The organism is Drancourtella sp. An12, from assembly GCF_002160935.1.
GTDB classification, from domain to species: Bacteria; Bacillota; Clostridia; order Lachnospirales; family Lachnospiraceae; genus Sellimonas; species Sellimonas catena.
The window spans coordinates 300,689-314,531 of sequence record NZ_NFLO01000001.1 but is presented as its reverse complement, the minus strand read 5'-3'; the positions used below and the strand labels follow the sequence as shown (position 1 = coordinate 314,531).

Here is a 13,843-nt window from a genome sequence, read left to right as displayed (position 1 = left end):
ACTGAACACACTCTGCATTTTTAATCAGGAAACTATTTTCCGGACACCTTGATTTTCCGGCATATTTTCACAACAGTTTCTACGTGCGGTGATAGTTTCTTCTTATATTAGATAGCAAATCCATCTCCTTTTGCAAAAAGCTTTACAACAGGGGGCTAAATTTTACCCCTTTCTTCTCTTATTCGCAACAGTCTTCTTGATATCTTCTGCCTGTTTTTTTAATTCTTCACCCGTTCGAATATTTCTTTTATGAATCTCTTTATGTGTAGTACTATTAACATTCTTCCCTTTTATCTCATCAAGTACAGATACTGGATCAGTGTATAATTCTTTTTCATTCTCATGATGAAATGCTGAACCTTTCGTCAAAGGTTCTCCTGTTATTTCGTCAACCTCAGAACCTCTTTGCTTCTTCATCTTAGATAGTTCTTTCTTTGTATGTGTATCTAATTTACGTCTTATCGCCTCTGCTTGGTCGGAATCTCCTATCCTGATCAGGGAATCCCTTGTATATCTATCCAAATCTGCATCTTCAGAATCTCTGGTCTCATGAGATCTCTTATCTAATTCACCTACCACACCGGATGATTTTATTGCATTAGTCCCATTAATACATCTTTTATCATCGTCATCTAAAAAGTTATCGTATATATACTGCGCTCTTTTAGTATCAGTATTAAATATTGTACTCATTGAATCTTCAGGAACATATACATTACCATCGTTCGACAAGAAAACATCTTCTTCACAAGCTTTATCTACTTTATCATATTTTGCATCAGGAATGTTCCTATTATAACGCTCAGGTTTTTGGTAGGCACCTTTTTTTATAGGGATTCTGGTTAATTCAAACTTACTCATCCGCTTTCACCATTCCTGAATATAATTCATTCAGCTTCATTATAGCCTTTTCACAACCTTCTATCGTACAAGTATCTGGATGAATTATTTTAGCAATTCTATGGTGCCATTCTTTTGCCTTTTCTTCGTCAAGATATAATTCTTCCTCAATCCCTAATAATTCCATTCTTATTTTTTTATCTGTAAAAAGCAGTGCAAAAATCAATTTATGTGCCTCTGACACAAAATATGAATCCAAATCGTATTTTTCTTTATTCTTCTCCATTACTCATCCTCCTCTTTAATATTTATATTTCCATATCCTCCACACTGTATAATTACATCATTTAGTAGTTCCATACACATTTCTCTCGTATTTTATAAATCAATTTCATATCGTTCAAATAATTTGTCAAAAAACTCACATAACATTTGTTTTGCATAGTTTGTATCCAAAAACTCATATCCACCATACTTATTGCGGGCATATTCTAAGTCGTAAACCTTATACTCATAAGCAAATTGATTTGCAATTTCGTTTCTTAATTCATCAACTTTCCTCATTGTTGCCTCCCAATTTAATAATGTTATTTTATCATATTCCGCCACCCTTTACTATCCGGAGAAGCGCAAGAAAAAAGCCGATCAGGACTCTCACATCCCAATCGGCCTTTTTCTTACGCTTCTTCGCTTCTACACTCAATCTCCATTCCATCCAGAAATATCTCCCTTAATACTCCATCCTCAAACACCTTGATATGGTCCAGCGTTTTCAACATAAAATCCGTGTCCATCTCTTTCAGTGGCTTCGCATCTTTTGTATACTCCACAAATTTCTCCGCCCGGTATCCGACCAAAAGATCCTCTCCCTGCATTTGCTGTTTCCACTGTTCCAGGAAACTCTCACGATTTTCCACTAGTGCATTCCAAGCCATAATATATGCCTTTATCAGCGTTTCTTCCTCTACATGGCAGTTATTGCATCCCTGAACTCCTTTCACCCTGTACCTTTGGCTGCATTGCCACACTTTCCTGTCATATCCGGCACTGCTGCGCCATCCCTTTCTGGAAAATTTTGTTGTAAGTTCCACAGATAATCCGGGAGACAAATGGATTTTTCTAATCTGTTTGAAGAACTAGCCTGATAAATTCTAATAATCATGCATATTGGAAGAAAAGCATAGGTACATTAACTATCTATCATTTTAATTTCCTTCATCGTCCGCACTTAACTCATTTGAGCATTCTGCATACTCTTGTGAACAATTATCCTGAAAGAATACATAAACCTCATCTAACAATGCAAGAATTTCTTCGTGACTGATTCCCGAAGAAACATCTTGGGAAATCATCATACCATTCATACGCTTAAATAAAATAACATTCTTCAACTTATGTAAATTTTTCCTGATTTGCATTTTTATTTCCGAGGTCAAATCATCTCTTTTCAATAATTCTTCTGATACAGCCGATAGCCAATAAAGGATAGCAGTACTTGCATCAGTTAGCGTTCGTGATAAATGTTCTTTTATAGCAAATGACTGTTCTTCTATCTCTCTTTCTTCTATACTTGAAACCATTTTTCTAAAATGAAAAAGTGAATCCCGAAAATTAGTATAACAGCTAATAGGAATATACAAATTTACCACTTTGGCATATTTCTCATATTGGCACAATACTAAAGCAGTTTTTACAATAAAATCCTCATAAATATACTCACAGAATTGATCTTTCTCTGCCGGATGCATACTTTGCATCTCTCTCATGATTGAACCTCACTACTAAAGACAAAATTTCTCAATAAAACCATCTTTAGCTCTCACCGTAGGTTTAGTATAAATTCTAGCTTTTTTCTTATGATTTAGATATCCTCCCCTACCCTCTAAGCTACATAATGCAATTGGTGGATATTGAACACATGCCTTATTTAATTTTTCAAAGCGCTTCATAATATCTTGCTCCATTCCTATAAATCTCCTACTCTTCCTCTTTCTTTCTAACTAATGACATAAGATATGGATATATCATTAATTGCATCTCCAGCGTCTCTACATCCTCTTTTTCAATTCTGTTATAATATTTTCTCACTTCATTATCATAATCAATTTCATTATCAATCTCTTTCAGCTCATTAATGAAACTTTTTAAAACCGCTTCTCGCTTTACTCGACATTTTGTCTTAAATCTTGCCGTTTCGATTTCTACCGCACTACTATCTCCAGCCTTCTCCATATTTTTTTTATAATCTTCGCGAAATTGATTGAACATTACAAAAACTTTTCTAAATGCTTCTTCTGCTGAATCATTTAAATAATTTTCCAAACATATGGTACTTGTAATCATATGACTAAATACTTCATTTGTTGCTAATACAATATATTCATATTCCTTCATAGCGGTTATTACAACTTATCCTGGTGTATCTCCATTTTTCTAATTTCTTAGTTTAGTATTATATCACACATCACAAACAATTTCTACAAATATATTCTATTTTTCCAAATTCCTTTTTAGGGCCTACAATGTTAATATTTTTATATGATACTTTCCTTTTACAAATTGAACATTCAACTTGTAAAGTTGGCAATTCAACATTTAATCCAATTTCACCTGGAAAAATTTCACAATCTTTACTTATTAACTTTTCTTTATTTAGTGATTTTATAATATTCACACGAAAATCACCATTAGTGCAGCAAAACTCAGAAGCTATTGCCATTTTAGGGGATATTTGTCTCAGCAATTTAACACTACCATTGTATCCTAAATGCGAATGTTTATCCTTAATTCCCTTAACATCCTTTTTATAAATATCACTAATATTAAATATTAGCAAATCTACATCAGCAAAAAAATCTGACAATTCAGGAAAATATCCCGTATCAGAAGTATACCCTAAAACGAATGTGCCTTCATCAAATTCCATTAAAATTTTTATACCATACGTTTCAGAATTATCCTTAATGTGTTCGGTTTTGATAGCTGACAATTTCAAATTTCTATTTTTCGAGAAAATTTGCTTAGGTCTGCCTAAATATTTTTTTAGTTGAATAGATTTTCCAATTTGCTTTGATAATTTACTACAGGAATCTCCATCAATAATCCAGGTTATTTCATGAGCATTTTCTCTTTGTATCTCAAATATTTCTTGCACAATTTTGTTTTTCTTCATGCTATATCTATTATAATCATATAGTAAAGAAGATATGACTGCAGCATCTGCATTATGATCCAAATGATCATGTGTGATTATCACTAAATCAACATCTGTTATAAAAATACCATGCTTATGCATTGAATTTACAAACCCTATTCCTGGGTCAATAACAATTCCCATTCCTTGGTAATTAATATATAGACCACCCCCGACACAATCTGAACTAAATGTAGCCGAATGTATAGTCGGTGTAGATGAAGAAAATCCTTTCAAACATAATAAGGTATTATTTAACTGTCTTCTCTCTTTCGAAACAGCTAATCCGCTTTGATAATAATGCATCTGTGTAGGTAATAAAAAATAGTTCTCAAGTTGCACAGGTAAAGCTCTCTCTTTATTATTTCCATTAACAACATTCTCATAAAACCTCTCTGCACATCCACTGCACACTGCACACATGCCACAATCTTTCGCCAAGTTGTTTGCCTGAATTGCCCCTTCCTTTATTCCACTAACAGATTTGGTATCGAATTCTTCCAAAGCTTTCCTAAATGTTATCAAATGTAAAGGCATTGGAATTGGCTCTGGCGTATTAGATATGTTATCTACTAATTGGTTGAAAAATTTGTCGATAATTGTTACGCTAATCTCAGCTTCTTCTGCCTTTCGTAGCATATTTTTTTTCTTATCTTGCACATTACTATCCATAGAAGAAGCCTCAAACACAGAATTTTTTAGCAATTCCCACAAAGCATCCAGAGTTGTTTCCATTAGCTCACCACCTTACTAAAATTAATACATATATAGTGTAGCACACTTTACTTTTAATTTCGACAATGATTTTCATATCCTATTGATACCTATTGATAGCGCAAGAAAAAAAGCCGATCAGGACTCTCACATCCCAATCGGCCTCTTTTCTTACGCTTCTTCACTTCTATACTCAATCTCCGATCCGTCCAGAAATGTCACCAACAGTGTCCCATCCTCAAACACCTTGATATGATCCAGCGTTTTCAGCATAAAATCCGTATCCATCTCTTTCAGTGGCTTCGCGTCTTTTGTATATTCCACAAGTTTTTTTGCCCGGTATCCTGCCAGGAGATCCTCTCCCCGCATTTGCTGTTTCCACTGTTCCAGGAAACTCTCACGATTTTCCACCAGCGCATTCCAGGCCATAAGATATGCCTTTATCAGTGTCTCTTCCTCCACATGGCGGTTATCGCATCCCTGAACACCTTTCACCCGGTACCTTTCGCTGCATTGCCACACTTTCCTGTCATATCCGGCACTGCTGCGCCATCCCTTTCTGGAAAAAACTTTATTGCAGGTTCCGCAGACAATCCGTGAAGCAAATGGATTTGTTTCCGGATTTCGGGAATAAGAATGGGTTCCATGCTCCTTTAGATATTTTTCTCTCCGTTTAAATTCCAATTGGACGCATTCCCATATACGAGGATCTATGATTGCTTCATGATCATCCTCCACATAGTACATCTGGACTTCTCCGGAATTTTTCGCCCGCTTCTTGGTCAGAAAATCCACAGTGTAACTCTTCTGCAGCAGGGCGTCTCCTTTATACTTTTCATTCTGAAGCATGCTGTTCATTGTAGTGGCATGCCACTTGGTACTTCCATCCCAATTTACCACCCCTTCCCGCTCAAAGATCCGCTTGATATAATCCGTAGTCTTTCCATCCAGGAATTCCTGGAACAGCCGGACAACGATCTTCGCCTGTCTGGAATTGACGATCAGTTTTCCTGTTTCATCGCTGTCATATCCCAGGAACCGCTTGGTACTCATCTTATGCTTTCCCGTTTCAAAGCGCCTCCGGATACCCCATGTGGAGTTTTCAGAAATCGACCGGCTTTCATCCTGTGCCAGGGAAGAAAGGATTGTCAGCAGAACCTCCCCCTTTGCATCCAGAGTATTGATATTCTCTTTTTCAAAAAGAATCCCGATACCAAGTTCTTTCAATTCCCGTACATAATTCAGGCAGTCCAATGTATTTCTGGCAAACCGGGAGATGGATTTCGTAATGATCATATCAATTTTTCCCTCCCTGCAGTCTGCGATCATGCGGTTGAATTCTTCTCTCTTTTTGGTATTGGTTGCGGAAATTCCTTCATCCGCATAGACCCCGGCAAACGTATACAGCGGATTGTCTTTGATGAATTTCGTATAATAATTCACCTGGTTCTCATAGCTTAATAACTGTTCTTCTTGGTCGGTTGACACCCGGCAGTACGCTGCCATCCGTATCCTCCGGACGTTCTGGCTGGGATTCTCCTGTGAAGTCAAATTCTGCCTTGCTGGTATAACGGTAATGCTTCTTGCCATCCTTCAAAACCTCCTCTACTACCGTTTGTCCCGTGACGTGCAGTCCTGCAAGTTCCGCATCATCAATCCGGATTCCCTTGCACGCCTGTTTCCCATGCTCAATGTAAGTGCTGCACAGCCATTGGATCTTTTTCTTGTAAACCTGCCTCCGCCGAAGTGTCTTTCCACAATATGGGCAGATCAGCATTCCACTTAGGGGATACCGGTTCTGAAACTTCCTCGTTCCGTCTTGTCCGATATTTCGGATCTTTTTCCGGTAATCCCGCATCTCCTGCGCCTGCTGCCAGACTTCCGGTGAAACAATCGGCTCATGGTTTTCGGAAATGTAATAGCTCTGTACTTCCCCTCGATTTTTCCGTGTGAAATTCCGCTTGTCTGGCGGCGTATAATATTTCTGTAAAAGGAAATCCCCTTTATACTTTTCATTGGCAATCATTCCGCCAATAGTCCCGCCTTCCCAGGTTCCCCCTGCCACTGTGGGAACTCCAAGATAATCCAGCAGGCTCGCAATTCTGGTACTTCCTACGGCCATCAGATAAAGGTCAAAAGACAGCCGGACAATCTCTGCCTCTTTGCCATTCACCACCAGATCCCCGTATTCGTTTTTGTCATAGCCGCAAAAACGGGAAGTGGTGATCATCACCTCTCCCCGCTCAAATTTCTTCTTGATGCTCCATTTATTGTTTTCACTCATGCTCCTGCTCTCTTCCTGGGCAAAAGAAGCGAGGACGGCAAGCATCATCTCACCGTCCCCTGAAAGAGTGTTGATTTTCTGTTCTTCAAAAAAAATACCGACACCCAGTTCTTTCAGTTCTCTCGCAACTTTCAGAACGGTGACGGTATTTCGTGCAAACCTTGATATGGACTTTGTTATGATCAGATCGATCTCCCCTGCTCTTGCTCTCTCCAGCATCTTCTGGAACTGCGGCCGGTTTTCACAATATCCGGAGATTCCCTGATCTGCATAGACACCAGCAAACGCATATTCCGGATTCGACCGGATCAGTCTTTCGTAAGTTGCTGTCTGGTTTTCCAGAGATTCCTCCTGCCTTCTGCTGTCAGTGGAAACCCTGGCATAAGCGCAAACTCTTTTTTTCTTTTCTGCTGTAGGAACCGCAGTGATAATCCTTATCCGCATGTTTCTTCACTTCCTTCAAAATAAGCCTCAATAAATTTCTGAATCCTTTGAAAAATACGCCCTGCATCTTCCACTTCATCCAGACAGAGGACTTCCACCTGCGCCTTTTCACAGATTTCCATAAACTCCATAAACTGTCCCCAATCCCTGGCAATCATCGCTGCCCGGGCAGAAACCACTACATCAATCTGATCTTGTGAAATATCCTGTTTCAGACGGTTGAACTCCTTCCTGTCCGGATCAGCGCCAGAGGCTTCTTCAAAATAGATTTTCAGTTCCCATTCCTGTTTTCCATAGGCTCTTTCCAACCGTTTTTTCACATCATCCAAAAACTGGGTATAATCATGATCCCTATGATTCATACGGCAGTAAAAAGCCACCCGGTTCACTCTTCCTGCTATTACCATTCTTACAAGTTCTCCTTTCTTTTTTGGTAGTCTATCTATCACTCTGAAGCCCCTGAAAGTCAAGCAGTTTCACCATTTCCACCGGTTTTTGCTTCCACTCCCGCCAAACTTATCCTCTGCAAAAATTTTGCCGGACAGGGGATTGTTTCTCTCCTGCCCGGCACTTTTCACTTTCTTTTACACTCGTTTAGCATAATCCAGACTGATCCATCCGGCTCCGCTCTTCAGTTTACCCCATCCTGCATTGGAACCCTGTCCCGATCTGGTCTCCACAATCGTGAAGGTTCCTTTTCCTGTGTACTTTCCAGTAGTTCCGTAGTTGGTCCCCGGACCTTTCCGGATGTTCAGGTCTGTGGCGGATACCTGTACCAGAAAAGAGCCGCTGGAAGAACTGCCTCCGGAACCGGAGGACTGCACCGTACAGTAGGACGGGTTCTCCAGATAAATCCAGCCTGCTCCGCTCTTCAAACGTCCCCAGCCATTTTTTACTTCCACAATGGTAAAGACCCCTTTTCCCGTCTGGCCCTTTACACTTCCACTCATGGACGGGGCAGACCGATAGTTCAGATCCGGAATGAGTACCTTTACCGTAAAGGGAACCGCTGGGAACCCAGAAATCCCAGAACCACCGCTGCCAGAAGAAGAACCGCCTCCGGCCGTGCTTCCACCCATGGCAGCCTTCACTGCCTTACGGAATCCATCCATGGTATATCCCATACCAAGGCCGTTCCAGAGATGCTCCGGATCGCCATGGTTGGAGGCAATCCCACGGCTGTAGCCCTCCCGGTGGCTGACGATCACACCGTCTGCGGTCGGATTCAGATTGTACTGCTTGCACAGCATGGCGAACAGTTCCACTGCCGCATCATAAGTGCGCTTCGCCACAGCCTTTGCCGTGGACAGATCGGAACAGGTAAAGTTTGAGCCTGACGTGTACCGGATACACGCAGGCTCACACATCTCCACTCCGATATGGGTATTGTTTCCGCTGCCTTTGCTGCCGGAACCGCAGTGCCAGCCTCGGTGGTTCCAGGGGAGGGTCTGATACACTGTGCCGTCATTGCCGTCAATAAAACCATGCACACAGGCATTGTCATAGGACGGGCTGTTCCAGCTATTGATAAACACAGACGCCTTCGGCTGGGGACATCCCACCGAATGGAGCATCAGCCCCTTGACTGTGATCTTTCTTCCTGCCGTATAGCAGGGATTTTTCGTCAAAATACTCTGTACTAACTTCATCTCATTTCTCCTCTGTTTCTGTTTTTTCTGCCCGGTCATGAAGCTGTTCCAGGACAGCCTTGATCTTTTCCGGCACCGGAAGCCCCAGATGTGCCGCATTCTCCAAAAGGCTCACGCCCTCATTGGAAATGTAGAAAAAGATCACCGCCGTCCGCAGCACCGATCCAGTGCCGATAACATGGACATCCAGGATGTTAGCGATCCCTACCAAAAGGAAGATCAGCACTTTCCTGCAGATGCCCCTAAAGCCTACGTTGCTGGACAGCGTCTTATCTTCTCAGGTACACACTATCACAGAGTGATTGGAGCCTAAAGCCTACGTTGCTGGACAGCGTCTTATCAGAAATGGCGCACATCACACCGGTCAGATAATCCACCGCTACAAAAAGCACCAGGGCGATCAGCAGCCCGTCATTGCCGCCAAGGAAATACCCCAGCCATCCGCCCACAGCGGCAAATACCATCTGGACCATGTTCCAAAATTCTTTCATTACAAATACCTCGCTTTCGTTCCATAAGAAAAGACGCCCATCTCTGAGCGCCTGCCTTCAGGTTGCTATGTGAAGTGTCTAAGCTGCACAATCTCCATTGCGGAGATTTGTGCGGTTTATGGCACAGAATCAGGTTGCTATTCCTGCCAGATAGAGTGATAAATACAATCACCAAAAGCCCTTGGCAGGAAGGAGGAAAAAATGTTTACGCCAAAGGAATTGAACGCCATTGACCCCGTCTATTTTTCCATCATCGCATTACATGGAAGCGCCGTGACGCTCCAGTCAAACAACACCGGCCACTGCTGGCATATCCTTCTGGAGGAATACCCACGTTTCAGAAGCTGCCGGATCTATCACACCCATCACAGAGGAACCCCTTACCATGAACACGGGCATGGAGCTACGCTTCCCTGCTGTCTCCGGCAGATCCGGTCCCATGACACCTATTGGCTTGGCAGGGAAGGGTCTTATCGGAAGCGACCCAGGAAAAACCACAAAACAGACGAACAGGAGGTACGCTCATGAACAAGAAACATATCAAAGTCGCATACACTAGCCGCCTTTCCGGCGGTTCCTACACCCAGGTCCCGAAAATTCAGATGGAGGGGCGCTGGCTGGAAGAACTCGGCTTTTCCATCGGAAGTACCATTGTGGTCGAATATGGGGAAGGTTCCCTGTGTATCCGCCCAATGACCGAAATGGAACTGGCTGAAAAACAGCGCAGAGAGACCCAGAAGGAATTGGACAGCAAAGCCGCTGAAATCCGAAGGCTCCAATTCCGGCTGGAAAAAGAAAGCCAGGAACTCCCACGTGTAGCAGAGCCACAGCAGGAATACATCCTCATCTCCGGCAACTCTCCAAAGCGCCACCGCTGATCCCCTCACTCCTCCGTCAGCGTATAGGTGATCTTCATAGTCTTATCCACTGTTTTTACCACCGCTGACGTAAGGTTATTGATGGACGCCAGGTACGGCGTCAGCAGATAGGCCGTCCGGTATTCATTCCCATAGCTGCCGCCCCATCCAAACAGGAAATTCTTGTATTGGAACAGGGGCGTTGCGGCATTATTGAGCCGCACGCTTCCCTGGGTCTGGATCACGGTGTCCTCCACCGTGATCTGGAAATCCCCGCCGATGATCAGATCCCCGACCAGTGTCAAATACAGTTCACAGGATCCGGTCTCACATAGGGGCTTCCACTGGGAGGTAAAACCGAAATTGATCAGCGTTACATCTGTGGAATTAGAAAGGCTGATCTTGTAAATCCCCGTCTTGTCATAGGCTGGCACATACAGATACCCGCCCCGGACGCAGCATTTCACCACACGCTCTGCGAAGGTGCCGTTCTCCCGGTTTCCCACATCCATCAGCTTGGCATTGGACAGCGTCCACTGCCCCTCTGTAAAGGAATAATCCGTTTTGGAAATTTTGATCCAGACCATCACAGCATCCCCGGAGGAATTTCCTTCATTAGAAAACCCGTACCAGTAGCCGTCCTTCCCATCCATAAATTCCCCATACTTCGTGTAGCTCCCCAAAAACTCAAAAGTCTCCGGCGTCAGCACCTCATCATCCAGGACGGTATAAGTGGAATCATCCAGCTTCTCATTCAGCCCGATGGAAAATACCGGGATCCGCAGCTTCCGGATCCGGACGCCCGCATTTTCAAAGGTGATGGAATACAGCAGGCTGTTCTCGAAATCCATCTCCACTGCCTCAAACAGCACCATCTTGTTGGCATCCGGGATGGCTCCAATATCCGCCGCCTTTAATTGGAGAAAAGCGCTGGCATCCCCTACCAGACTGCCAAACCCGTTCTGCCCGCCCAGGGCGCTGGTCAGCGCCACCGCTGCGATCGTCCCGTTGCCCTGGTTAGGCGTAAACTCCCACACAAACTTATAACCGTTGGAAAGAGCCATACTCTCCGTCAGGTTCAGGCTTCCCCTGGCCAGGTTCGCCGTAGAATTGACATTGTTGGAAGCGTAGGCCACCGGAAGGTTGTCGGAACTTTCATATAGCAGTTCCTCATCCTCCGCCAGCGCTTCGGAAAAAAGCAGGATGCCGCCGATCATGTTGGGGCAGATAGGGAGAAGGTTCCCATTCCAAAGAACCGCTTCGTCATACTCCCCGGTTGCCGCGTAAAAGATACCCATAGGGTTTAACCCCAGAATGTTATTGACGGACTCTGTGATCATGTTTTCCTCCGTAACCGTTTCCACCGCCCCGGTATTCGCGTCTGTCAGTTCGATTGTCATCACGCCTTTTAAAGTCATGTCTATTTTCCTCCCATCATTCTGAGTCACTGGATACCGGCAGCGTCACCGGCCGGCAGAACGCCCCGATCTTCGGCTTCACGCTCAGGATATCCGAATAGCTTTTCTGCACCAGTTCCATCGTTTCCACTGTCATCACATCTGTAAAGCCCTTACCCTGCAGGCCGCCGCCTACAGAAAACAGCCCCACTATTTCCTCAATATCGATCCTGCCGTCCCATGCTGCCGCAGCCGCCATGGCCTGGCCGCTGATGGACGCAATGCAGTCCCCGATCCCCACACTGCCGGAGCCGTCCTCCATACGCAGGTACACATTGAAAGTGTTTGTAATATTCGGCACAATATTTTCAATCGGATAATACAAAGACAGGATGTGCTTCCCGCTGTGCCAGGTCTCCACCGGATGATGGAGCAGAATCTCCGCATTGTTCAGTTCAAAAGTCACATAGCAGACTGCCTTCCCGTCCTCCATCCAGGTGACCGGCAGGCTCACATCTACAGAAATATCTGCAGTTTCTTCCCCGGAGACACCATCCTCAGAACCATCTTCTGTATCCGCTGCTCCACCAGACGTCCCCCCACTGTTTCCTGTATTCCCAGAAGGAAATGGAGTCACAATCGTGCCGCTGGCATTGGCTGACCTTGCAGCCGGATCAGCCGCCACATCCACCACCACCTGTCCGAAGAACTGGGCGTGATTCTCTTCTTTGGAAGCGAACTCAATACTGATGATCCGCACATCCGTCTCACCGAAGGTATATTCAGAGGCATTGGTAAAGGTGTGGATGCCGATCTTTCCCGCCTCGATCTGGTTTAAGAGGCCAGAAATGTTCTTATCATTCTTGGACTTTGCCTGGGAAAGTCTTGGATTCTTTCCCACACATTTCAGACTCTGCCGCCCGCCGATTTTAGTCGTGAAAGACGTCACACAGGTGATCTGCTGGGCATCCGCCTGCCCGCCGGAAAAGGTCAGCACATCCCCCAGATCCAATGCCGGATTTCCGATGGTATCGGAATCAAAGGGCACATAGTTCACTTTGGAAAGGGCAGCAAGGATGTTCCCGCACAGTTCTGCCCTAGTCTCTTCCAGTCCGAACTGCAATAATGGATTGACTCCCAGGTTCATAGTCAGCCCATCGTCTGTTTCCAAAGCGTAATACTCGGAAGTCTGCGTCCGCAGGTTGGTGGAACTGACCGCAGTGTACCGGGTCACAAAATCGGAGAAGCTGCTGGAAAACCGGTGCTTCTGCAGGATCTCCATCACCGGCGTCTCCCCGTACTGACGGAATTCCAGCTTTCCGGCCCGGTTAATGCAGAAGAACCCGCCCAGCACCTGTGCTGTAAAATACAGCACATCCCGGTACGTCTCAATGTCATTCTCCGGATAAATAGAGAGCAGTTCTGATCCATTCGGGAGCGCCTCAATCTCCGCCTGGGTCTGCGCCAGTTCCACCCCGCAGGCCATACTGCACAGCGCCATCATCCCGTAAGCAGTGCCAATGGTTTCAAAACCATTGAAAGTCCGGTCAAAGCGGAGCATCCGGTCATAAGCCTTCAATTCCAGCACATGCGCCGTCCGGTTGGCTTCACTCACTTCAAAGATCCCCATAGGGACAGTCTCATAAGCGCCGCTGGCAAGCCGGAGATGATAGGATAATTCCACCTCCGCATCCTCCAGCGTATATCGGTCAATATCCAGAAACAGGCTGATCCCCATCTCCGCCGCATACACCGCCCCAAGCTCAATCTCCGAATTACCGCAGCACTGGGACGTGATATAGCCGCTGCCTTTCACAATATCTTCCTGGTCAAAGGGATACACCACACCGCCTGCCGTGGTGATCTTTCCCGTCCAGTAATATTTCCGGGTGTTCCCCTGCACCGCCTGCAGGAACGCCTCGCTCACCGGGTACATCGGACACCCCTCCTTCCGTTTCCAGGCATCAAAAAAGC

16 protein-coding genes and 1 pseudogene are annotated in these 13,843 nt (G+C 44.6%); 2 read left to right on the top strand and 15 right to left on the bottom strand.

What is annotated here, in order from left to right:
• Positions 1–162: 162 nt before the first annotated feature.
• The 13 genes and pseudogenes from B5E64_RS01580 to B5E64_RS01520 all read right to left on the bottom strand — a co-directional run bounded on the left by B5E64_RS01580 (position 163) and on the right by B5E64_RS01520 (position 9,615).
• On the bottom strand, positions 163–861 hold the full coding sequence (locus tag B5E64_RS01580) for a hypothetical protein (protein ID WP_087166764.1): 699 nt from the start codon (positions 859–861) through the stop codon (positions 163–165).
• Positions 854–1,126, bottom strand: coding sequence for a hypothetical protein (locus tag B5E64_RS01575; RefSeq protein WP_087166763.1), 273 nt, complete (start codon positions 1,124–1,126; stop codon positions 854–856). The genes B5E64_RS01580 and B5E64_RS01575 overlap by 8 nt, the downstream gene beginning before the upstream one ends.
• Before the next feature lie 92 nt (positions 1,127–1,218).
• On the bottom strand, positions 1,219–1,404 hold the full coding sequence (locus B5E64_RS01570) for a hypothetical protein (RefSeq protein ID WP_087166762.1): 186 nt from the start codon (positions 1,402–1,404) through the stop codon (positions 1,219–1,221).
• Positions 1,405–1,517: 113 nt separating this feature from the next.
• A complete protein-coding gene (locus B5E64_RS01565; protein ID WP_140398805.1) occupies positions 1,518–1,931 on the bottom strand; it encodes a hypothetical protein in 414 nt (137 codons plus the stop codon).
• A 114-nt stretch (positions 1,932–2,045) separates the two neighbouring features.
• A complete protein-coding gene (locus B5E64_RS01560) occupies positions 2,046–2,606 on the bottom strand; it encodes a hypothetical protein (protein WP_087166760.1) in 561 nt (186 codons plus the stop codon).
• Between the two features lie 15 nt (positions 2,607–2,621).
• Positions 2,622–2,804 (bottom strand): hypothetical protein, encoded by a 183-nt coding sequence (locus B5E64_RS01555; RefSeq protein ID WP_087166759.1) that lies wholly within the window; start codon positions 2,802–2,804, stop codon positions 2,622–2,624.
• A gap of 13 nt (positions 2,805–2,817) precedes the next feature.
• The gene (locus tag B5E64_RS01550) at positions 2,818–3,234 is read right to left on the bottom strand and encodes a hypothetical protein (RefSeq protein WP_087166758.1); all 417 of its coding nucleotides are present in this window, start codon (positions 3,232–3,234) and stop codon (positions 2,818–2,820) included.
• Between the two features lie 70 nt (positions 3,235–3,304).
• Positions 3,305–4,768, bottom strand: coding sequence for an MBL fold metallo-hydrolase (locus tag B5E64_RS01545; protein ID WP_087166757.1), 1,464 nt, complete (start codon positions 4,766–4,768; stop codon positions 3,305–3,307).
• Positions 4,769–4,918: 150 nt separating this feature from the next.
• Positions 4,919–6,253 (bottom strand): recombinase family protein, encoded by a 1,335-nt coding sequence (locus B5E64_RS01540; protein ID WP_087166756.1) that lies wholly within the window; start codon positions 6,251–6,253, stop codon positions 4,919–4,921.
• Entirely contained in the window at positions 6,198–7,475 is a 1,278-nt protein-coding gene (locus B5E64_RS01535; protein ID WP_087166755.1) for a recombinase family protein, read from the bottom strand. The genes B5E64_RS01540 and B5E64_RS01535 overlap by 56 nt, the downstream gene beginning before the upstream one ends.
• The gene (locus B5E64_RS01530; RefSeq protein ID WP_087166754.1) at positions 7,466–7,882 is read right to left on the bottom strand and encodes a recombinase family protein; all 417 of its coding nucleotides are present in this window, start codon (positions 7,880–7,882) and stop codon (positions 7,466–7,468) included. The genes B5E64_RS01535 and B5E64_RS01530 overlap by 10 nt, the downstream gene beginning before the upstream one ends.
• A 177-nt stretch (positions 7,883–8,059) precedes the next feature.
• Positions 8,060–9,124 carry a peptidoglycan recognition family protein gene (locus tag B5E64_RS01525; RefSeq protein WP_087166753.1) on the bottom strand — a complete coding sequence of 355 codons (1,065 nt, stop codon included), beginning with the start codon at positions 9,122–9,124 and terminating at the stop codon, positions 8,060–8,062.
• A 1-nt stretch (position 9,125) separates the two neighbouring features.
• Positions 9,126–9,615: pseudogene (locus B5E64_RS01520) on the bottom strand (phage holin family protein).
• Between the two features lie 201 nt (positions 9,616–9,816).
• On the opposite strand from B5E64_RS01520, the gene B5E64_RS01515 reads away from it, so the two are divergent.
• Entirely contained in the window at positions 9,817–10,143 is a 327-nt protein-coding gene (locus B5E64_RS01515; RefSeq protein ID WP_087166752.1) for a hypothetical protein, read from the top strand.
• Entirely contained in the window at positions 10,140–10,493 is a 354-nt protein-coding gene (locus B5E64_RS01510; protein WP_087166751.1) for a SymE family type I addiction module toxin, read from the top strand. Before B5E64_RS01515 ends, B5E64_RS01510 begins: the two co-directional genes overlap by 4 nt.
• 5 nt (positions 10,494–10,498) lie before the next feature.
• On the opposite strand, the gene B5E64_RS01505 is transcribed toward B5E64_RS01510, so the two are convergent.
• Both B5E64_RS01505 and B5E64_RS01500 read right to left on the bottom strand, forming a co-directional pair.
• A complete protein-coding gene (locus tag B5E64_RS01505; protein ID WP_087166750.1) occupies positions 10,499–11,890 on the bottom strand; it encodes a hypothetical protein in 1,392 nt (463 codons plus the stop codon).
• A gap of 16 nt (positions 11,891–11,906) precedes the next feature.
• On the bottom strand, positions 11,907–13,805 hold the full coding sequence (locus tag B5E64_RS01500; protein ID WP_087166749.1) for a hypothetical protein: 1,899 nt from the start codon (positions 13,803–13,805) through the stop codon (positions 11,907–11,909).
• Between the last annotated feature and the right edge of the window lie 38 nt (positions 13,806–13,843).

What these genes read in the sequence shown, in the direction of transcription:
- B5E64_RS01580 (WP_087166764.1), bottom strand. Translation starts at nt 861, where the DNA reads ATGAGTAAGTTTGAATTAACCAGAATCCCTATAAAAAAAGGTGCCTAC.
- B5E64_RS01575 (WP_087166763.1), bottom strand. Translation starts at nt 1,126, where the DNA reads ATGGAGAAGAATAAAGAAAAATACGATTTGGATTCATATTTTGTGTCA.
- B5E64_RS01570 (WP_087166762.1), bottom strand. Translation starts at nt 1,404, where the DNA reads ATGAGGAAAGTTGATGAATTAAGAAACGAAATTGCAAATCAATTTGCT.
- B5E64_RS01560 (WP_087166760.1), bottom strand. Translation starts at nt 2,606, where the DNA reads ATGAGAGAGATGCAAAGTATGCATCCGGCAGAGAAAGATCAATTCTGT.
- B5E64_RS01555 (WP_087166759.1), bottom strand. Translation starts at nt 2,804, where the DNA reads ATGGAGCAAGATATTATGAAGCGCTTTGAAAAATTAAATAAGGCATGT.
- B5E64_RS01550 (WP_087166758.1), bottom strand. Translation starts at nt 3,234, where the DNA reads ATGAAGGAATATGAATATATTGTATTAGCAACAAATGAAGTATTTAGT.
- B5E64_RS01545 (WP_087166757.1), bottom strand. Translation starts at nt 4,768, where the DNA reads ATGGAAACAACTCTGGATGCTTTGTGGGAATTGCTAAAAAATTCTGTG.
- B5E64_RS01540 (WP_087166756.1), bottom strand. Translation starts at nt 6,253, where the DNA reads ATGGCAGCGTACTGCCGGGTGTCAACCGACCAAGAAGAACAGTTATTA.
- B5E64_RS01535 (WP_087166755.1), bottom strand. Translation starts at nt 7,475, where the DNA reads ATGCGGATAAGGATTATCACTGCGGTTCCTACAGCAGAAAAGAAAAAA.
- B5E64_RS01530 (WP_087166754.1), bottom strand. Translation starts at nt 7,882, where the DNA reads ATGGTAATAGCAGGAAGAGTGAACCGGGTGGCTTTTTACTGCCGTATG.
- B5E64_RS01525 (WP_087166753.1), bottom strand. Translation starts at nt 9,124, where the DNA reads ATGAAGTTAGTACAGAGTATTTTGACGAAAAATCCCTGCTATACGGCA.
- B5E64_RS01515 (WP_087166752.1), top strand. Translation starts at nt 9,817, where the DNA reads ATGTTTACGCCAAAGGAATTGAACGCCATTGACCCCGTCTATTTTTCC.
- B5E64_RS01510 (WP_087166751.1), top strand. Translation starts at nt 10,140, where the DNA reads ATGAACAAGAAACATATCAAAGTCGCATACACTAGCCGCCTTTCCGGC.
- B5E64_RS01505 (WP_087166750.1), bottom strand. Translation starts at nt 11,890, where the DNA reads ATGACTTTAAAAGGCGTGATGACAATCGAACTGACAGACGCGAATACC.
- B5E64_RS01500 (WP_087166749.1), bottom strand. Translation starts at nt 13,805, where the DNA reads ATGTACCCGGTGAGCGAGGCGTTCCTGCAGGCGGTGCAGGGGAACACC.